Annotated in this window: 24 protein-coding genes; 12 read left to right on the forward strand and 12 right to left on the reverse strand. The window is 38.9% G+C overall.

The features are described from left to right. The first annotated feature begins 419 nt into the window (after positions 1 to 419). The 5 genes from M0M83_RS07385 (at position 420) to M0M83_RS07405 (ending at position 4,789) form a co-directional block, all read left to right on the forward strand. Positions 420 to 1,703 (forward strand): hypothetical protein, encoded by a 1,284-nt coding sequence (locus M0M83_RS07385; protein ID WP_213914117.1) that lies wholly within the window; start codon positions 420 to 422, stop codon positions 1,701 to 1,703. Between the two features lie 500 nt (positions 1,704 to 2,203). Continuing rightward, on the forward strand, positions 2,204 to 2,887 hold the full coding sequence (locus M0M83_RS07390) for a hypothetical protein (RefSeq protein WP_213914116.1): 684 nt from the start codon (positions 2,204 to 2,206) through the stop codon (positions 2,885 to 2,887). Between the two features lie 206 nt (positions 2,888 to 3,093). Continuing rightward, the gene (locus tag M0M83_RS07395; RefSeq protein ID WP_213914128.1) at positions 3,094 to 3,369 is read left to right on the forward strand and encodes a GNAT family N-acetyltransferase; all 276 of its coding nucleotides are present in this window, start codon (positions 3,094 to 3,096) and stop codon (positions 3,367 to 3,369) included. Positions 3,370 to 3,401: 32 nt separating this feature from the next. Next, complete coding sequence (locus M0M83_RS07400) at positions 3,402 to 4,295, forward strand: pirin family protein (protein ID WP_248468050.1); 894 nt, start codon at positions 3,402 to 3,404, stop codon at positions 4,293 to 4,295. 65 nt (positions 4,296 to 4,360) lie between these two features. Further along, positions 4,361 to 4,789, forward strand: coding sequence for a TOBE domain-containing protein (locus M0M83_RS07405; RefSeq protein ID WP_213914114.1), 429 nt, complete (start codon positions 4,361 to 4,363; stop codon positions 4,787 to 4,789). Between the two features lie 50 nt (positions 4,790 to 4,839). Here the strand turns inward: M0M83_RS07405 and M0M83_RS21995 are convergent, their stop codons facing one another. Then, complete coding sequence (locus M0M83_RS21995) at positions 4,840 to 4,956, reverse strand: hypothetical protein (protein WP_423811139.1); 117 nt, start codon at positions 4,954 to 4,956, stop codon at positions 4,840 to 4,842. 69 nt (positions 4,957 to 5,025) lie between these two features. Here M0M83_RS21995 and M0M83_RS07410 point away from each other — a divergent pair, with 69 nt between their 5' ends. From M0M83_RS07410 to fdnI, 4 genes are all read left to right on the forward strand, one after another. Continuing rightward, positions 5,026 to 5,349: a YnfA family protein gene (locus M0M83_RS07410; RefSeq protein WP_213914112.1), complete on the forward strand. Its 324-nt coding sequence runs from the start codon at positions 5,026 to 5,028 to the stop codon at positions 5,347 to 5,349. Between the two features lie 369 nt (positions 5,350 to 5,718). Beyond that, complete coding sequence (gene fdnG / locus M0M83_RS07415) at positions 5,719 to 8,766, forward strand: formate dehydrogenase-N subunit alpha (protein WP_213914111.1); 3,048 nt, start codon at positions 5,719 to 5,721, stop codon at positions 8,764 to 8,766. Positions 8,767 to 8,776: 10 nt separating this feature from the next. Continuing rightward, complete coding sequence (gene fdxH / locus M0M83_RS07420) at positions 8,777 to 9,664, forward strand: formate dehydrogenase subunit beta (RefSeq protein ID WP_004909723.1); 888 nt, start codon at positions 8,777 to 8,779, stop codon at positions 9,662 to 9,664. Continuing rightward, positions 9,657 to 10,313 carry a formate dehydrogenase-N subunit gamma gene (fdnI, locus tag M0M83_RS07425; protein ID WP_125890756.1) on the forward strand — a complete coding sequence of 219 codons (657 nt, stop codon included), beginning with the start codon at positions 9,657 to 9,659 and terminating at the stop codon, positions 10,311 to 10,313. The genes fdxH and fdnI overlap by 8 nt, the downstream gene beginning before the upstream one ends. 104 nt (positions 10,314 to 10,417) lie before the next feature. Here the strand turns inward: fdnI and M0M83_RS07430 are convergent, their stop codons facing one another. Next, complete coding sequence (locus M0M83_RS07430; protein ID WP_213914109.1) at positions 10,418 to 10,966, reverse strand: GNAT family N-acetyltransferase; 549 nt, start codon at positions 10,964 to 10,966, stop codon at positions 10,418 to 10,420. Positions 10,967 to 10,968: 2 nt separating this feature from the next. Beyond that, positions 10,969 to 11,409, reverse strand: a complete 441-nt coding sequence (locus M0M83_RS07435; protein ID WP_213914108.1) for a GNAT family N-acetyltransferase — start codon at positions 11,407 to 11,409, stop codon at positions 10,969 to 10,971. 220 nt (positions 11,410 to 11,629) lie between these two features. On the opposite strand from M0M83_RS07435, the gene agp reads away from it, so the two are divergent. Beyond that, complete coding sequence (gene agp, locus M0M83_RS07440; RefSeq protein ID WP_248468051.1) at positions 11,630 to 12,883, forward strand: bifunctional glucose-1-phosphatase/inositol phosphatase; 1,254 nt, start codon at positions 11,630 to 11,632, stop codon at positions 12,881 to 12,883. 108 nt (positions 12,884 to 12,991) lie between these two features. Continuing rightward, a complete protein-coding gene (locus tag M0M83_RS07445; protein WP_248468052.1) occupies positions 12,992 to 13,456 on the forward strand; it encodes a GNAT family N-acetyltransferase in 465 nt (154 codons plus the stop codon). Positions 13,457 to 13,662: 206 nt separating this feature from the next. On the opposite strand, the gene M0M83_RS07450 is transcribed toward M0M83_RS07445, so the two are convergent. Then, positions 13,663 to 14,100, reverse strand: a complete 438-nt coding sequence (locus tag M0M83_RS07450; protein WP_125890761.1) for a universal stress protein — start codon at positions 14,098 to 14,100, stop codon at positions 13,663 to 13,665. A gap of 199 nt (positions 14,101 to 14,299) precedes the next feature. Further along, the gene (locus tag M0M83_RS07455; RefSeq protein ID WP_125890762.1) at positions 14,300 to 14,869 is read right to left on the reverse strand and encodes a tetratricopeptide repeat protein; all 570 of its coding nucleotides are present in this window, start codon (positions 14,867 to 14,869) and stop codon (positions 14,300 to 14,302) included. A 780-nt stretch (positions 14,870 to 15,649) separates the two neighbouring features. Here M0M83_RS07455 and M0M83_RS07460 point away from each other — a divergent pair. Further along, on the forward strand, positions 15,650 to 16,852 hold the full coding sequence (locus M0M83_RS07460) for a tyrosine-type recombinase/integrase (protein WP_248468053.1): 1,203 nt from the start codon (positions 15,650 to 15,652) through the stop codon (positions 16,850 to 16,852). Between the two features lie 11 nt (positions 16,853 to 16,863). Here M0M83_RS07460 and xis read toward each other — a convergent pair whose 3' ends face one another. The 7 genes from xis to M0M83_RS07495 are packed head-to-tail and all read right to left on the reverse strand — an operon-like array spanning position 16,864 to position 19,226. Next, positions 16,864 to 17,055 (reverse strand): excisionase Xis, encoded by a 192-nt coding sequence (xis, locus tag M0M83_RS07465; RefSeq protein WP_248468428.1) that lies wholly within the window; start codon positions 17,053 to 17,055, stop codon positions 16,864 to 16,866. 17 nt (positions 17,056 to 17,072) lie between these two features. Next, on the reverse strand, positions 17,073 to 17,390 hold the full coding sequence (locus tag M0M83_RS07470) for a hypothetical protein (protein ID WP_248468054.1): 318 nt from the start codon (positions 17,388 to 17,390) through the stop codon (positions 17,073 to 17,075). Beyond that, positions 17,377 to 17,766, reverse strand: a complete 390-nt coding sequence (locus M0M83_RS07475; protein WP_248468055.1) for a hypothetical protein — start codon at positions 17,764 to 17,766, stop codon at positions 17,377 to 17,379. The genes M0M83_RS07470 and M0M83_RS07475 overlap by 14 nt, the downstream gene beginning before the upstream one ends. After that, positions 17,753 to 18,001, reverse strand: a complete 249-nt coding sequence (locus M0M83_RS21755; RefSeq protein ID WP_248468056.1) for a hypothetical protein — start codon at positions 17,999 to 18,001, stop codon at positions 17,753 to 17,755. Before M0M83_RS21755 ends, M0M83_RS07475 begins: the two co-directional genes overlap by 14 nt. Beyond that, positions 17,998 to 18,219 (reverse strand): hypothetical protein, encoded by a 222-nt coding sequence (locus M0M83_RS07485; RefSeq protein WP_248468057.1) that lies wholly within the window; start codon positions 18,217 to 18,219, stop codon positions 17,998 to 18,000. The genes M0M83_RS21755 and M0M83_RS07485 overlap by 4 nt, the downstream gene beginning before the upstream one ends. 12 nt (positions 18,220 to 18,231) lie before the next feature. Next, positions 18,232 to 18,804: a hypothetical protein gene (locus M0M83_RS07490; RefSeq protein ID WP_248468059.1), complete on the reverse strand. Its 573-nt coding sequence runs from the start codon at positions 18,802 to 18,804 to the stop codon at positions 18,232 to 18,234. After that, complete coding sequence (locus tag M0M83_RS07495; protein ID WP_248468060.1) at positions 18,804 to 19,226, reverse strand: Lar family restriction alleviation protein; 423 nt, start codon at positions 19,224 to 19,226, stop codon at positions 18,804 to 18,806. The genes M0M83_RS07490 and M0M83_RS07495 overlap by 1 nt, the downstream gene beginning before the upstream one ends. Between the last annotated feature and the right edge of the window lie 2 nt (positions 19,227 to 19,228).

Raw genomic sequence — 19,228 nt, forward strand, 5'->3', positions numbered from 1 at the left:
GGTCATTTATTACTTGCCATTCAACGAAAAGTGTTTCACCAACTTCCCAAGAGTCAGGAACAAATGAGTAACATTCTCTAGCATACCAAAAGCAATGAGGATATTTACAGTAAACCATTGCATATGAGTACCATTTACATTATTTACACCATAAAATCTACCTCGTTGGTGGAGTGGACAATGCCACGATTCTAGCTTTATGACAGAATTTAGCGATAAGGATTGTAATTTTTAGAGTTTATATTATCTTTAAAATATCTAAGCTTTCAGTGTCTAATTTTAAATTAACCCACATTGGGAGTAATACATTGTTACATTTATAGTGTGAGTTTAACACTCATATATAGAGTAATGAGGTATGATCCTAATTGAATTTACATAAGGTATAGATGGGCCACCATGTAAAATAATGATAATACTTGATAGAGAATGAGTGTCTTGTATTTTTAGAAAAACGTATTCTGGGCGTAAGCATCATTATGAAAATAGAACAACCAAATTTAATGTGTTACCAACGAGTAGCTAGACGGTTAACCGCTATCCTATTGTTTGGAATATCTTTATCAGCAGGGGCTGCAGATAAATTAACAGTAAGAGCCGGCCAAACTGGCTATTTAGGCGAAATATACCCATCAGTAAGGGTGTTTGATAATAATTCGCATCCGATAGAATCTACCGCTCCAACAGATCCAAATGTTAATTATCCTATGCTGCCGAAAGTGAATGACTATATAAAATTTATGACTACAAATGGTGGTTCTTTCGCTGAACATAATTCAGGGTATGGAATTAGATTAGTCAATGAGAACGATAGCTCTCGAATTATTGTATTGCTATTTAATGGCACAGTAACTGCAAGATTTAAAGGGTATTATGGTAGTGATGTAACAAAATCTGCAGTCTTAAAAGAATCGAAACAAGTATCAGGAAATCTTGTACCAACTGGTATTTTGACGTGGGCTCTTGAAAGTGGTGGTGTAGATAGACCAAACTATTTTTATCCAAACGCTAAACGAAATGATGGCCTTACCCAAGTGAGCATTTCAAGTCTCTCTGCTTATGCAAGTTCCGTTTCTGGCGGCAATGCCACGGTAGTTAAAGGTAGGTACTCTTTATTACCTGGTGAGTCTATTGCTTTTGGACATAAAGGTGAATTATATAGAAGTAATTCAGGATGGTTTTTTTTATACCCTTTCTTTTTAGATAACGAAAGTTTAAGTGTTGAGGCATTAGACTCTTGTACTGTAGCGCCTGTTACCACAACTAATATTATTTTTAGTAATCAAATGGCAGGCCGGAAACAGAACCAATTACTTGAAACTAGGCCTGCAAGTATAAATGTTAATTGTATAACGGCTGGTAAACTTTTGATGGTTGTTTCCGCTAATCAGCAACTACATGGGCAAAGTAGTGCTGGAAATACTTCAGATACAAATTTGGCTGGGATGGCTTTGGATTCACTTAGTGGAAATACGGCTGATTCAACAGAAAGACCATATATTGTAACCTCAAGAACTATATCCTCCTCAGATATTTGCAGAAATGGAAATAATGATGCTATTCCCTATTATGACCGTGTTAAGTTAGGGACTATGTCAAATAGTAGTGCTAAAGAAACATTATATTTCAACCTTTGTCATAATGGAAATATCAAAGCAGGAAGATATCAAGGAAGCATTGATGTTTCATTTTTCTTAGAGTAATCACTTTACTTTCAATTTAAATGGAAATATCCGCTTCGGCGGATTTTTTAAAATTATTTCCGAACTGTTATTTTAATAAGCCATGAATATATTTTATTGTTTTAAGGCTAATTATTACTCATCAAATTACGATGACTTCATGGGAAATTGTTCTAATTCGCGTAGCTCTTCTTCGAGTGGCTTTCTTTGATTAAAATGTTGATGTACATTAAAAACAATCGCTTATATCATCAATATATCATAAGGTGGGTTATTCATCTGTAAAGTAATTATTTTTTGTATTTATAACTATTAACGCTTCGTTTATAACATTTTATTAATTTAAATATGAATAAGACGGAATAGTTACAGTATTTTTTAGTATTCAATATAAGTAGAGAAAAATTCAAACGGAGTGATGAACCAAAGGTTTGATGTGTATCAGAGGATATAAATAGTAACTTGTTGTAACTGTTTTATAAATATATTATTTAGCATCTTAACTCCATGGATTTATCAAGATGAATAAATTATTAATTCCTGCTTTTTGTATTGCTTCTTTATCTGGATGTGCGGTAACTGAGTATAACTATGTTCCTGACTCACAAAAAATCAGTGAACCTAAAATAGGCCAGGTCAATCATATTACTGTAGGGCAACCCTTAGTAAGAGAAGGCAATATTAGTAAAATAGATGGAATTAAAGTACTAAACCCAGTACAGATAGATTTGGCTTACAAAATTATCCCCGGTGTATTCAAGAAAGTGGGTTCAAGTGATAAAGGCGATTTTTATATGCCAGACCAAATCGTTGATTCTGGCTCGGTCGTCGTTGAGGTTTTAGGGCAACCGTGGAATTCACTGTTAATTAAAAAAGGGTCTGGTCCTAATGAAATCTGTATCGTGACAGATGTGAATGTCGCTGTTTGTAGTGATAAAGCACAAGTCGAACAGGTAAAACTAAATAATTCGGATGGTAATTCATTTGAACAAGCCTTAATTTTCAATGGGATAAATGACAAGATTGTCGATGTGAGTTATCAGAAAATAGGTTCAAATATTGAGAATCAAGGGTTTGGAGATAACATTCAGTATAATCTTAAACATAGCGATATTATTTCCTATAGAAACGTGAAATTAAAAGTCATTGATAGTTCAGAAAATTCATTAACCTATACGGTGATAAGTAATTTTTCTGACAATTAATGTGTATTATATTAATGAGTTAGTTGAAAAAACAGCGTTAGACTAAATTAGCCTCTAGTTAAGCGCTGTCGCAGCATATTTTCTCACTTTATTCTTATTCTAACTTCAAAATATTTGGATCACATCGGCAATTGAAGAATATTGTCTTTTCAGCATACCTCACATACTCTAAATCAAATGGATTTAACTTAGAGGCGTTATTTATGATGAATATCCAATCCGATCACAATAGCTTTTTTATTTTATCTGATGACAAGCAAACGCGCCTTGCCGAGATAACTTTTGTTTATACTGGTGATGACTTAGTGATTATTGATCATACAGTGGTTGATGAAAGCTTAAAAGGACAGGGAATTGCAAAGCGATTAGTTGCTAAGGTTGTTGAGCGAATGAGAGAAGAAGGGCGAAAAATTATCCCATTATGTCCTTTTGCAAAAGCAATATTCGATAGAACACCTGAATACAGTGATATCCGCCAATAATATTTGTTAGTTACTGATGAGATGAGGTAAGCATGAGTATTCAACATGATGATAAAATACCTGATTTACAGTTAATTACAGCACGTTCAAAAGATGTTGGGGGGCTTCCTGTTGCACGGGTTTTACCCACAAGAGAACGGAGATTAATCGGTGCTTGGTGTTTTCTTGACCATGCGGGGCCTACAGTTTTTAAAGGTGATTCAGAGGGGATGAAGGTATCACCTCACCCTCATACGGCTTTACAAACATTCACTTGGATGATTGAAGGTGAAGTATTACACCGGGACAGCCTTGGCTATGAACAGGTTATTCGACCAGGGCAGGTCAATTTAATGACTGCGGGTTATGGGATCAGCCATTCTGAAGATACCCATGGAGAAAGTCGCCAGTTACATGCGGTACAATTGTGGATTGCTTTACCTGAAGCAGTTAAAGATATTGCCCCCCGTTTTGACCACTATCCTACGTTGCCACGTTGGTCTGAAGGCGAAACACACTTCAATTTACTCGTTGGGGAATATGGAACTTATAAAGCACCAACCTTAACATTTTCTCCGTTGATTGGACTCGATATTATTGCGAAGAAAACCGCTCGACAAATTTTAACGTTACGCTCTGAATTTGAATACGGTATTTTTGTTGTAAGTGGCGGTGTTGTTATTGAAGGGCAACAAGTTAATAGTAATGAATTAGTTTATTTAGGCAAAAGTATCACTGAAATTTCTGTAGAACTCGCCACAGATAGCCATATTCTATTACTGGGTGGCGAGCCTTTAAATGAATCAGTGCTGATGTGGTGGAATTTTATTGGTCGAACTAAAGCTGATATTCAAGCTGCAGTTGAGGAATGGAACCAAGGAAGCTCTCGTTTTGGGGGGGGTTTTAATGATAGGCGCGAGCCAACACCTGCTCCAATTATGCCATAATCAGTTTAAGTTACTAAAAAATAATCTTATTGAAGTCGTATTCTATTAGGTATAGGAGATGTTTAATGGCTATTTCTGCAAGAAACCAACTTTCAGGTGTTGTTGAGTCTATTGTCATGGGCTCAGTAAATGATGAAATTATACTCGATTTAGGTAATGGTGAAAGTATTGCGGCAGTGATTACTAAAAACAGCACCCAACAACTGGGTTTAGAAAAAGGTAAACTGGCAACGGCAGTAATAAAAGCACCTTGGGTTGTACTTGTTTCTAATGCTGAAGAGTATAATTTCTCAGCTCGTAATCAATTTGATGGCGTGATTGAGTCCATTGAAAAAGGCAGCGTTAATTCTGTGGTAAATTTAAAAACCAACGCAGGAACTTTATTATCTGCAGTGGTAACAAATAATAGTACCGTAGAGTTGGGATTAAATGTTAAAAGTAAAGTGACAGCCATTATTAAAGCTTCTAGTGTTATTTTGGCAACTAAGAAGTAGTCAAAATTGTTGAAAGGCTGTTATGGCAGCCTTTTGTAATTCACTTTCAGTCAGTTAATCTTTTCTAGGTTAATAATTTTAATTTTTTTACCTTTAAGCTCAATAAGCTTACCTTCAACTAGTTTTATTAATGTACGGTTTAGTTGCCTGACAGACACACCAAGCATGGCGGCTAATGAATCGCGATTTTCCAATTTAAAGGTGAAATTTATGGGCTCTATCTTGGGTGGTTTTTTATGTCGATAAAAATTATTGGTTTGTTTTTTATCACAGCGTTGGCTGAAATCGCAGGTTGTTACTTTCCTTATCTTTGGATGAAAAAACAAGGTGGGTCTTGGTTATTAATTCCTGCAGCCTTAAGTTTAATGCTGTTTGTTTGGTTGCTGACATTACACCCAGAAGCGAGCGGACGAATTTATGCAACTTATGGCGGGATATATATTGTCACCGCATTAATTTGGCTGAAAGTGGTTGATGGTGTCTCTCTTACCGTGACTGACTGGGTTGGTGCACTTGTTGTACTTCTAGGGGCAGGGATCATTATTAACGGTTGGAAATAGAAGAAACGTTATATTGTCACCTTAAAGAATGGATTATTTATTTTAAGGTGACTTTAATATTATTCCGTTATATTAATTTTATTAAACAAAGGATAAATCCATATTTGTATTTCAAATTAAATTTGAGATTTGTTTTTTTGAAAAATGTTAATTAAAATGTAATTTAACTAAAATGTTTTCAAATGTAACATTTGATCCAAGTCAATTTAACAATAAATACTCTATTGGTAGTAATTTTAATTGATGTTTAACTACTCAGTTAATATTAATTAAACTTTTATTTTCACTTTCATTGATTTTAGGCAATATCTAATCATATTAGGCTGCTATTCTCTCATCGATTTATACAAAAAATATAAAGAGGTAGCAATGAACGTTAGTCGCAGAAAGTTTTTTAAAATCTGCGCTGGCGGGATGGCAGGTACAACTGTAGCTGCGTTAGGTTTTATGCCTGGAATGGCAATAGCTAATGTACGTGAATATAAATTACTTCGCTCTAAAGAGACGCGTAATACTTGTACTTACTGTTCTGTCGGTTGTGGATTACTAATATATAGCATGGGCGATGGCGCCATGAATGCTAAATCCGCGATATTCCATGTCGAAGGTGACTCAGACCACCCGGTAAACCGTGGTGCTTTATGCCCTAAAGGGGCCGGCCTACTCGACTATATCCAAAGCGAAAATCGTTTACGTTATCCAGAATATAGAGCGCCAGGCTCTGATAAATGGGAACGCATTAGTTGGAATGATGCTTTCACACGCATTGCACGCTTAATGAAAGATGACCGTGATGCGAATTTCGTTGAAAAGAATGCGGAAGGAACAACTGTAAACCGTTGGTTATCAACAGGGATGCTTTGTGCATCAGCTGCCAGTAATGAAACGGGAATGTTGACGCAAAAATTCGCCAGATCGCTAGGAATGCTAGCGGTTGATAACCAAGCGCGTGTCTGACACGGACCAACGGTAGCAAGTCTTGCTCCAACATTTGGTCGCGGTGCGATGACCAACCACTGGGTTGATATCAAAAATGCCGATGTTGTCGTCGTTATGGGCGGTAATGCTGCGGAAGCACACCCTGTTGGGTTCCGCTGGGCAATTGAAGCGAAAAATAACAATGATGCCACACTGATTGTCATAGACCCGCGTTTTACGCGTACTGCATCAGTTGCTGACCATTATGTACCGATCCGTTCAGGAACCGATATTACCTTCTTATCGGGTGTTTTACTGTATCTGATTGAAAACCAAAAAATCAATGCGGAATATGTTCAGAACTATACCAATGCCTCGTTGATTGTTAGAGATGATTTTGACTTTAACGATGGCTTATTCAGTGGTTATGACGCTGATAAGCGTAGTTACGACAAAACCAGCTGGAACTATAAGTTCGATGAAAATGGTCACGCATTACGTGATGACACATTACAAGATCCACGTTGTGTGTGGAATTTACTTCACAAACACGTATCACGCTATACGCCTGATATCGTTGAGCAAATTTGTGGAACGCCAAAAGCCGATTTCTTGAAAGTTTGTGAAATTTTAGCCACAACAAGTGCGGCAGATAAAGCTGGGACTTTCCTGTATGCATTAGGCTGGACACAACATACTGTTGGCGCACAAAACATTCGAACTATGGCCATGATCCAGTTACTGCTTGGTAACATGGGGGTTGCAGGTGGCGGTGTGAACGCATTGCGCGGGCACTCGAACATCCAAGGCTTAACCGATTTAGGGTTACTATCAACCAGTTTACCGGGTTACTTGACGCTGCCTTCTGAAAAGCATCAAGACATTGATAGTTACTTGACTGCGAATACACCAAAAGCGACATTGCCGAATCAGGTGAATTTCTGGAGTAATTACCCTAAATTCTTCGTGAGTTTGATGAAGTCTTTTTATGGTGATTCAGCGCAAGCAGAAAACCAATGGGGTTATGACTGGTTACCTAAATGGGACCAAGCTTATGATGTGATGAAGTATTTTGACATGATGAGCAAAAACCAAGTGACTGGCTATATCTGTCAAGGGTTTAACCCAGTGGCTTCATTCCCTGATAAGAATAAAGTGGTTAGCTGCCTCAGTAAACTGAAATACCTGATTGTTGTAGACCCATTAGTCACTGAAACGGCTAATTTCTGGCAAAATCACGGTGAGATGAATGACGTTGATACGGCTTCGATTCAAACCGAAGTGTTCCGTTTACCATCGACCTGTTTTGCGGAAGAAGATGGCTCGATAGCAAACTCAGGTCGTTGGTTACAATGGCACTGGCAAGCCGCGGATGCCCCAGGCGAAGCACGTAATGATGGCCAAATCTTGACCGGGATTCTGTATAAGATCCGTGAATTGTATGAGAAAGAAGGTGGTCAAGGTCAAGATCCTCTGATGCAAATGAAATGGAATTATAAACAACAATTCCATCCTGAATCAGAAGAAGTGGCGAAAGAAAACAATGGTGTTGCACTGGTTGATCTCTATGATGCCGACGGTAACTTACAAGCGAAAAAAGGTGAATTACTCAGCTCATTTGCTTTATTGCGTGCCGATGGTTCAACCGCCTCTTCTTGCTGGATTTATACCGGTAGCTGGACTGAGAAAGGCAACCAGATGGCAAATCGTGATAATAGCGACCCATCCGGTATCGGTAACACATTGGGCTGGGCATGGGCATGGCCTCTGAACCGCCGTGTGATTTATAACCGTGCATCTTGTGATACCCAAGGTAAACCGTGGAATAAAGACCGCGTGCTTATCGAGTGGAATGGTAAAAAATGGGTCGGTAATGATATTCCTGACTTTAATGCGTCTGCACCTGAAGTAGGAACAGGGCCATTCATTATGCAACCAGAAGGTTTAGGTCGTTTATTTGCTATCGATAAGATGGCAGAAGGACCATTCCCTGAGCATTATGAGCCATTTGAAACACCACTTGGCACTAACCCGTTGCACCCGAATGTGGTTTCTAACCCAGCGGCGCGAATTTTTGATGAAGACAAAAAACGTCTTGGCGACCACAAAGATTTCCCTTATGTAGGAACCACGTACCGCTTAACAGAGCATTTCCACACATGGACCAAGCATGCTCGCTTGAACGCGATTGCTCAACCAGAGCAATTTGTTGAAATCAGCGAAACACTAGCGAAAGCCAAAGGAATTGCGTTAGGCGATAAGGTCAAAGTCAGTAGTAAGCGTGGGTTTATCAAAGCAGTTGCGGTTGTCACTCCTCGATTACAAACGCTGATGGTGGATGGGAAACCAATTGAAACTGTTGGATTACCGATTCACTGGGGCTTTGAAGGCGCGACTCAAAAAGGGTTTATCACCAATACGTTAACGCCGTCTGTCGGCGATGCTAACTCTCAGACACCTGAGTATAAGGCATTCTTAGTTAACATTGAGAAGGCGTAAGGGAGGGAACATGTCCATGCAATCTCAAGACATTATTAAACGTTCCGCGACCAATAGCATTACGCCTCCGCCACAAGCGCGTGATGATAAGCTTGAAGTCTGTAAGCTCATCGATGTGTCATCCTGTATCGGCTGTAAAGCTTGTCAGGTGGCATGTTCTGAGTGGAATGATATCCGTGACGAAGTTGGTCACTGCGTTGGGGTTTATGATAACCCAACCGATTTAAGTGCAAAATCGTGGACGGTGATGCGTTTTAGCGAAACAACTGAAATGGGCAAGCTAGAATGGCTGATCCGTAAAGATGGTTGTATGCACTGTACCGATCCTGGGTGCTTGAAATCTTGCCCATCAGCAGGAGCAATCATTCAGTACGCAAATGGTATTGTGGATTTCCAATCAGAGCACTGTATTGGTTGTGGCTATTGTATCGCAGGTTGTCCATTCAACATTCCTCGATTAAACCCGAAAGATAATCGAGTGTACAAGTGTACCTTGTGTGTTGATAGGGTGAGTGTTGGCCAAGAGCCGGCTTGTGTGAAAACGTGTCCAACGGGCGCTATCCGTTTCGGTACGAAAAAAGAGATGTTGGAATACGGTGCAGAGCGCGTAACAAAATTACAAAATCGGGGTTATGCGCAAGCGGGAATTTATGATCCTGAAGGTGTGGGTGGTACGCATGTTGTTTATGTGCTTCACCATGCTGACAAACCTGAACTGTATCATGGCCTGCCTAAAGACCCACAAATTGATACACCAATCAATCTGTGGCAGGGCATCTTGAAACCACTTTCTGTCGTTGGATTTATCGCGACCTTTGCAGGGTTGATTTTCCACTATGTGGGAATTGGTCCAAACAAAGAAGTGAGTGATGAAGAGGAGAAAGATGACCATGAGTAAGAAAAGCAAAATGATTGTGCGGACTAAGTTTATTGACCGCGCATGTCACTGGACAGTTGTCATCAGCTTCTTCTTGGTTGCTTTGTCGGGGATCGCGTTATTTTTCCCAACATTGAAATGGTTGACGGAAACCTTTGGTACGCCACAAATGGGACGGATTTTACATCCTTTCTTTGGTGTGTTGATTTTCGTCGTGCTGATGTTTATGTTTGTGCGCTTTGTAAAACACAATATTCCAGATAAGAAAGACTTACCTTGGATTAAAAATATTGTTGAAGTACTCAAAGGTAATGAACATGAAGTGGCAGATGTCGGTAAATATAACGCCGGTCAAAAAATGATGTTCTGGAGTATCATGAGCCTAATTTTTGTGCTCTTGGTCACGGGGATTATTATTTGGCGCCCTTATTTTGCGCATTTATTCCCAATGTGGATGGTGCGTTGGGGGCTGTTGATCCATGCTGTTGCTGCGATTGTCTTGATCCATGCCATTTTAATTCATATGTACATGGCATTTTGGGTTAAAGGCTCAATTAACGGAATGATCGAAGGGAAAGTTAGTCGCCGTTGGGCGAGAAAACATCACCCTCGTTGGTACCGTGATGTTGAAGCGAAAGAAGCCAAAGCCGAAGCTGAAAGTAAAAAATAATTTATTTTTAGGTTAACGAAACCGCTGTTGTGTGACTAAGCATGGCAGCGGTTTTTTTATTGGGGGAAATAAGCTTGAATTGTGAGCAATTTCATTGTGGCAAACTAACGGTTGTCAGCCGTTAATCGATATAGCACGTGTTCTTGCAACCAGTGGCCATCAGGGAGTGCTGGGTGATAAAAGTTATTGGGGAGTTTTATCATTCCAAGTCTTTTCATAACAGACTCTGATGGTGAATTGACCACCGCGGTGAACGCAACGATCTCTTCTAGTTTTAGTTGGTCAAATGCAAACTTAATTGCTGCATGGGCTCCTTCCGTCGCATAGCCTTGATGCCAATATTCCGGCAACAAGCGCCAACTTAATTCGACACAAGGGGAAAAAGGTAAATTAGCGGCGGGAATATTCAAACCGATAAACCCAATGAATTGTTGGTTGGATTTTAATTCTACAGCCCATAGTCCCCATCCCCCTTGTTGAGCGAATTTATCTATGATGGTTTCCATAAACTGTGCATTTTGCTGTTCGTTTAGCACTGAAGGAAAGTAGCGCATGACATCGGGGTGGCTATTCATTTGGTAAAGTGGCTGTTTATCTTCTTCTTGCCACCCACGTAGTCGTAAACGTTCTGTTTCTAATTTAATGATTTTCATAGTTATTGTTTATTAAGGCGCATGTGGAGAATAGGGAACGGATTACCTTCACCATCGAGTTCAGAACGTGCGTATTGTGTAAAACCCATGTGCTGATAGAAGCCGATGGCTTGAGGGTTTTGTTCATTAACGTCCAGTTCAGTAATGCCTAACATGTCAATGGCATATTGAAGGAGTTTTTTCCCAGTACCTTGGCCTCTATTTTCTTGAGAAATAAACAACATTTCGAGGCGGTGTTTATCACAGCCTAGAAAACCGGTCATGTTTCCTGTGTTATCGAATGCGACAAAAACAGCTAAATGTGGTAAATAAAGCTGTTTGATAGCAACTTTCAGCTCTGCAATTTTTTCTTCAGTTAAAAAATGGTGGGTTGCTCTAACTGAAGACTCCCAAACACGAATAATATCATCATCGTGTGCACGTGTAGCACTTTGGACTATCATTATATTATCTCCATGTATTAACTGGAAATCCTAGCTTTTGTTTTTTTTATGTCAATCGCTTATTTTAAATTTACGTTAAGGTTGTTTTTGAGATATTTATCGCAGAAAAAAAAGCTAACTACTTCATTATTAGACTAGCTACGGCGTAATTTTTTCGCCAATTATTGAATATAGCGATAAAAGTACTTTTCTTTGTTAATTTAATCGTAGGGGTATCTTAATGAAATATAAATTATTAACTCTTTGTTTATCTACGGCACTATTAACACCAATTGCACCTGTATTCGCGAATACAGGCAGCGGATCAGATATGATTTTGGACCAAGTTTTAGTCCTTAGCCGCCATAATTTACGTACTCCTATCGTAAATACCGGTATTCTTACTGAAGTGACTGATAAAAAATGGCCAGCTTGGGATGCACAAAGTGGCTATCTCACAACGAAAGGCGGCGCACTTGAAGTCTATATGGGGCATTATTTTAGAGAATGGATCGATCAAAATAAATTACTTGCAGATGAACTGTGCCCAACGAGTAATGAAGATGTGTACCTTTATACGAATAGTCTACAAAGAACGATAGCAACCGCCCAATTTTTTGCAGCAGGTGCATTTCCTGGGTGCAAGGTGAGTATTCATCATCAGCCTGAAATTGGCAAAATGGATCCTGTTTTTAACCCCATTATTACGAATGACTCCCCTGAATTTAAGCAAAAGGCACTCGCGGAGATGGAGCAATATTTTAACGGGTTATCGCTTACAGCGGGTTATGATGAATTGGATGCGGTTCTGAATATTAAAGACTCCCAAAAATGTAAAACAGATAAACTGTGTAATTTAAACAGCCAAAAAAATAGTTTTATTATTGAAGCAGAAAAAGAACCGGGCGTCAGTGGCCCATTAAAAATTGCAAATTCAGCTGTAGACGCTATTGATCTGCAATATTATGAAGGTTTTCCGGCTAATGATGTGGCTTGGGGACTGGTGAATATCCCTGAAAAATGGAAAAAACTGAATACGTTAAAAAATGCTTACCAAGAAACGTTGTTTACACCAAAAATTATTGCTAAGAATGTGGCTCATCCAATACTGAATTATATTGATAAAGGCTTTGTTTCTGTCGATAAAGGAGAAACTGCAAAATTTATATTCTTAGTCGGCCATGATTCGAATATTGCGTCATTGATGTCAGCAATGGATTTTAAGCCATATCAATTACCAGAGCAGTATGAGCATACCCCGATTGGGGGGAAATTAGTATTCCAACGCTGGACGGATAAGCAAGCTAATAAAGATTTCATGAAAGTAGAATATGTTTACCAAACCTCTGATCAGCTTAGGGATAACGCGTATTTATCATTACAAACACCTCCTAAGCATGTCACATTAGAACTGAAAGGGTGCCCAATAGATAAAAGCGGCTATTGTTCTTGGGAAGATTTCCAGAAAGTCATGGCGACAGCCTTAGAACAGTAATCACGCTATATTGATGCCCTACTAACTTGAGTGGGGCACCATTTTTTGGGAAGATAGCCACATTATATATTTGGTTTATTAACATCTTATGTGGACAAATTAGTCACTATGCCTATTCAATTTCTTCAACTAAAGCAAATTGCTATCGCAGATCTTATCGCATTAAATACCCATCCAGCTGTGCTTGAACATATGCCATTAGGTAGCTGTCTTTTTGATGAGCAAGCCTGTCATGAGTGGGTTACAGGAAAAGAGCAGCATTGGGAGCAACATGGCTATGGCGTATGGGCCATTATGATTGATGGTCAGTTTGCAGGCTGGGGAGGGTTACAAAATGAAGCGGGTGACGCGGATTTAGCGTTAGTTTTACATCCCAAGTTTTGGGGAAAGGGAAAATACATTGTTGATAATATCATTCATAAAGCTTTTACATCACTGAAGGTTGAGTCCGTTACAATTCACTTACCGCTAACGCGTAAGAGAATATCAGCGATTTTGCGTTATGGTTTTATTGAAGAGGCTATTGTTGATTTTGACGGTATTCCTTTTAAGCGTTTTAGATTAAGCCATTGAACCCGTTTTGTTGCATAAAAAAACCCTGCTAAAAAGCAGGGCGTGAAAATCACGAAAATGTTCATGAGCCTTTAATTTACCCTAAATCAGCGGGCAAATAGCCTTATAAAGTGTATGTCTTTGCTGTTTTTTGTAACAATCATTAAGACTAAACCTTTTATTTGTAAAATACGTTGGTTTAGCTGAAAATGTCGCTTTAATCCTGATTATCTAACCACTAATACGCTAGTTTTCGCATAGCGAACTACTGAAGCGGCATTCGAACCAAGTAAATAGGTTGACATACTTGGGCGGCGTGAACCGAGTAAAATAATATCAGCGTTAATATCTTCTGCTGTCGCGAGAATTTCGTCTCTAACTGAACCGACGGTTGCTTTTGCCTTGATCTTATCTGCAGGGATATCAAATAATTTAATTTTTTCTTTTAACTCGGCAAGAATAATTTCAGCTTGTTTTTCGTCATCAGGGAAGTCCCCTGGTAGGATAGTGCCACCGTAGCGTAAATAATTTGAAATTGGTGCGGTTACAGCAAGAAAGTGTACTGTTGCATCATTCAATTTTTGTAGCGAATTAACATGAGGCACTAATAAGTTAGTGAGAGCATCTTCGGTTACATCGATAGGAACTAAAATTGTCTTGTACATAATATCTCCCTTTTTCTTTTATATTATAAGTTTAGAACAATATCATACATTGTGAATTTGATTATTAATAGTAATGGATTTATTGCCCAAAGGGTGTGAGCAAGTAGCCGTAATAAGATTTTTCATCAAAAAAAGAGAGAGGCCTGATGCCATTACAATGAATAATATCAGGCAAAATGCAGGGAATATTAGGATAGGTTTATTTTTTCACGCAAGCTTCTTTTAAGCCAGCTTTGCAGGCTTGAGCTAAATATTCGGCCGCGGATTTCTCATTTATTTCAACGCCTTCACCACTTTCTAGCATCTTACCGACTTGGTATTGTGCTGGTGGGAATTTTTTATCGGCTGATTTTTTGAACCATTCAAACGCAATAATATAATTTTGTTTTACACCAATACCTTGATAGTAAAATTGCCCCATATAGTTTTGGGCTTCAACATTGCCTTTATTCGCTGATTTTTCGAATAAGTCCATGGCCGTTTCAAGGTTGGCTTCAACACCATTACCATTTAAATACATATCACCTAAAAACAACTGAGCATCAGAGTTGCCCTTATTCGACGCCATTGTTAGCCATTTTTTTGCTTTACCATAGTCCTGTTTAAGCTCATTTCCAAGATAATAGCCAATCCCTAACATGACTTGTGCTTTTATGTCCCCTTTTTGTGCCTCTTGCTCGATACGTTTGATAGCTTCTTTGGGAACTGCAGCGACACTTAGGTTAATTGAAAAGGCACATAAAATAATAAATGAGAGAATTCTAAGCATGATTTGATATCTTATATTAGCGTTATTTATTTCTGTTATTAATACGATGTCTCAATGAGATTTATTGTCAACAAAGTAAAGCATATTATATAAAGAAAATTCACATCAAAATGCGTAATATAAAACAAGCGATATACTATGTGTCTTTACGCATTTTTAGGGTAATTAGTAACTACCCATACTCTACGATTTTAATTGAAAAATATCAATATATAATAAAAAATACAATATATTTTAGTATGAAGTTTAATGTCTTTTAGTAATGTTATGTATCTGTTGTTACAAGATATTAATAAAAAATGATTGAAAGTCGTATGAGCAGACAAAAGTATAAGTGGATGAAATATTAATTGATAAGTTGGGTTTTAGACGATTATTTTTAAAAGCATTTAATATTAATAAATTATCGACATAAAACACATCTAAGGTGAAGAAAGTAAATAAAATAAGGCGTGACACATATTCTATTAGATAGGTGTGAATTGGAACTTACCGAATACACACCTTAACAAGATGATAAAAAACGACCTGTTGATGGTTTAAAAAAGCTTATGACTCAAATAATGGCGTCGGTTTACCGTTATCATCAATGGTGACATTTACACCTATGACAGCAAAAGACAACCTTAGTCATCTTATTTGTACAAGTATTTGTTATTTAATGATTTAATAAAATCCCCATTGACAAGTTAAGACAGGTTAAGCCACCATAAGACATACTTAATGTGTCCACCAGTGTGTCCATCAAAACTGGATGACAATTGTAAAAATGGGGCAACAATGGCAATAACAGATACATTTTTGCGAACAAATCAGGGCAAAAAACAATCATCGGTTATCGAAAAATCAGATCGTGACGGTTTGTGGGTGCGCATTTCTAAAAATGGCGTGGTGTCTTTTTTCTATCGATACCGATTTCTAGGTAAGCAGGATAAGATGACTATTGGGAAATACCCTGTAATGTCACTCAAAGAAGCCAGATCTAAGGTTTTGCACTGGTCAAAGGTTCTAAGTGAGGGGCAAAACCCAAAACTGGTTCAGTCCTTGGAAATTGAAACTATCAATCAGAATAGCTCATTTGAAGACTTATATCGACAGTGGCATGAGATGCATTTTGAAGGGAAGGTAAGTTCAGTGAATGTATTGAGAACTTTTGAAATACACGTATTCCCTAAGTTAGGTAAGTATTCACCAGAGCAGTTAACTACAAAAATATGGGTTTCTTATTTAGATGGAATGTCTAAAAAGTACTCAGAAATCACGAAGCGCATTTTAAATAACTCAGCTGAATGTTATGAGTGGGCTAGAAAGCGGAACATGATAGCTCTAAACCCGCTATTAAATCTTAGCCCTAAAGATTTCGGTGTTAAAAAGGGGCAAGGTTCACGCACGTTAGACGACTCAGAAATTTACTACATTTTAAAAGCTAGCAAAGAATCAAGAATGGAAGAGAAAAACGCTTTGTTTGTGTTTTTATGCCTTTACTATGGTTGTCGTGTTGGTGAGCTTCGATTAGCCAAAAAAAGCGATTTTGACTTCAATAAAATGATATGGGTAGTTCCTGCAGAGAACCACAAGACAGGAGGCTCAACAGGAATGCCATTAATAAGACCAATAATAGAAGACTCTGTTCCTGCTATACAAAGGCTTATCGAGTTAGCTGATAGTGAAGTAATTTTTAACTCAGGAACGGATGTTATATCTTTTAATTTTCACCTATCATTTCCTAAAAATCTTATTCGATACTGCAAAAGAAGTTATGATGTAATCATCCCTCATTTTTCTATGCATGACCTAAGACGTACCGCTAGAACGAATTTCTCAGAATTAACCGCGCCTCATGTCGCAGAAACAATGCTAGGTCATAAATTACCCGGGGTATGGGGTGTTTATGATAAATACAGCTATATGAATGAGATGAGAGAGACTTATAAAAAGTGGTGGGATAAATTGGAGTTAATAACGAAATTCGCCCCAAGTTAGGGGCGTTATTTTCATTTGTGGCTCGCTTTACTTAGTTCCGAATCTTTCGTTTGCCATTCTAAAACTTTATATTTAAACCATCTATTTTCAGATCCTTGATAGCTACAGTCAGGTTCGGGAAATGGTAATACTGCACGCTTTCTTCTTCTGTCTAGCGTTCTTGAAGAAATTCGTAGATGTTCACATACATCTTTAGTGGTCATATATGCATTATCAAGGGTCACTTATCACCTCCCTTCACATATCCATTCTTCAATATTGCCGCTGCAACTTCAGCTGGAGTTCCTAGCCACATAGCATCATCGATAATGGCGTTTAGGTTTCCATAGCTGAGGTCTTCAACTGTTTTTGGCCATACATTTTGCGGGACGCCATAATAAACACAATCGGCTATCTGGCTGGTGGTCATTTGAATGATTTCCTCAGTGGTGAAATTCATTCTCTGATAACCAGCATCCCAAACAGCCTCAGTTACATCACCCGGATCACCACCTGTATTTTTAATGATGCTGACGAGATTGAAATCAAGCGTTGTCATTAGCTTCACCTCGTAGTTCGACCAATACGTCATGAGCAGAGTTAATTTCTGGTGGACAACATCCTATCGTTGGCACTAAAACGCCTTCATTATATCGCTCAAGTAACTGTTCTAATGCCAGAGTGGCGAGCTCAATGAGGTGCTTGAGATTTACATTTCTGGCTCTTTCCTCCTCGAGGGCCATAGCGGTGTAATACAAAACCTCAAGTGGTAACCTATCCATAGCATCATCAGGATGAACTTCGTCTAGGTCAGCAATGCAACCTTTGCGGACGTCTCGCCAATCATTAGATCCGTTAGTAACGTGAACCGCTACGCTATTTTCATGATTTTTATGTATGTTCACTAAAACAACAGGGTTCTCAATTTTGCTCATCACTCACCTTCCTTGCTCGTTTTTTCTTTTTGGTGATCGGAATTAATTTTGGTTCAACAACTTGTGGTGCTGGTGGTAGAGGAGGGTATATACCCATCCTGATATAACAGCGTTGTCTGATCCCGTGAATAATTCGAGCCGTCCAATCGCAACCATCATCCACATAGTGAGTAACCCGAACTATCACATCGTCGTAATCAACCATTTCATGGTCAGTGTTGTTTTGTTCAATCACTTGTTAGCCTCCTTGCTAATAATTTTGTAGGCATGTAATACATGGTTAGCCTTACCGTAAATCGTTGTTACTCGAAAAAAGAAACCTGTAGACGCTTCATGGACTGGTGCGCTTAGCAAGGCTTTATCTATCAGCTGATTTAACAATCGACGCTCTGTAACAAAAGATAAAATGGTTATCTTTGCTGTGTTGCCCATGGCGATATATTCAATTTTCATTTTTTACCGTCCTTAGTGCATGGTTGGCATTGCAGGGAAACCACCTTCTGATTCCAGTGCACGGATATAATCATCGTGAAGAATGCAAAGACCTTCGCGTCCTTTGGCTGATAGACGAGGACCGTGTTCTAGTGAGATATCAAGAAAATCGATATACACTCGGACAGTAAAGTCAGCCCATAATGCTTTCCCGACCGTTTCAACCATGATCCGTTCTAAGTTTTCACTTAGAGCAAGACGCAGAGGAGCAGGGTAAATACTCAGTGACGATTTGCCATTGCTATAGATGGTCGCTAAATCAATGCCGCCGCTACCATTTGGCACCTCAATAGTGCCGTTTTTCTCTTGTTGTTCGCGGATAAAGCAAGCCACTACCACCCAGCGCCAAACTGAAACGCGTTGTTCAGGTGTTAGGGTGTCTGGTTCATCAGCTAACTTGCCCACCACAGCAGCAGCCAAATACAGGCCTTTTAGTAACTCCTTATCGTAGTGACCACATTCAAGCGCCTTAACTGCGTCAGAATAAGAAATCAAAGTGCCATCGTCGGCAATAACGCCATTACCTGCATCAGTAAAATAAGCCATTATTTAGCCTCCGTTGTTGGCAATGCTTCACGCTGGTTCCAGACGAGAACTGCTGTATCTTGATAATCTTCGGGTTGTTTGGCGCCACAGCAATCGCAATGGATCACAAACAAATCCTCACCATCCCAATTGGAATAATTCAGTTCAACTTCGTCATTGCCGCAGAACGGGCAAGGCAGTAGCTTAATTTGGCCTCTTGGTGGGCATAGATTAATTTCTGCTAAAGTGCCCATACCAAAACCAACCGGAACTACTGAATAAAGGGTGTGGTTGGTTGATTTGATATCATTGTCGCTAAGAATTTCTTTTGATTTTTCGATGGCATCAGAAACGCCTATCGCTTTAATTTCCATCGATAGTGTGTGGCGGTGTCCGCAAGGGTAATCACCTAGATAAGTCACTTGGTAGCTTGTCATTTCCATTT

The organism is Providencia rettgeri, from assembly GCF_023205015.1.
Lineage (GTDB): Bacteria > Pseudomonadota > Gammaproteobacteria > Enterobacterales > Enterobacteriaceae > Providencia > Providencia rettgeri_E.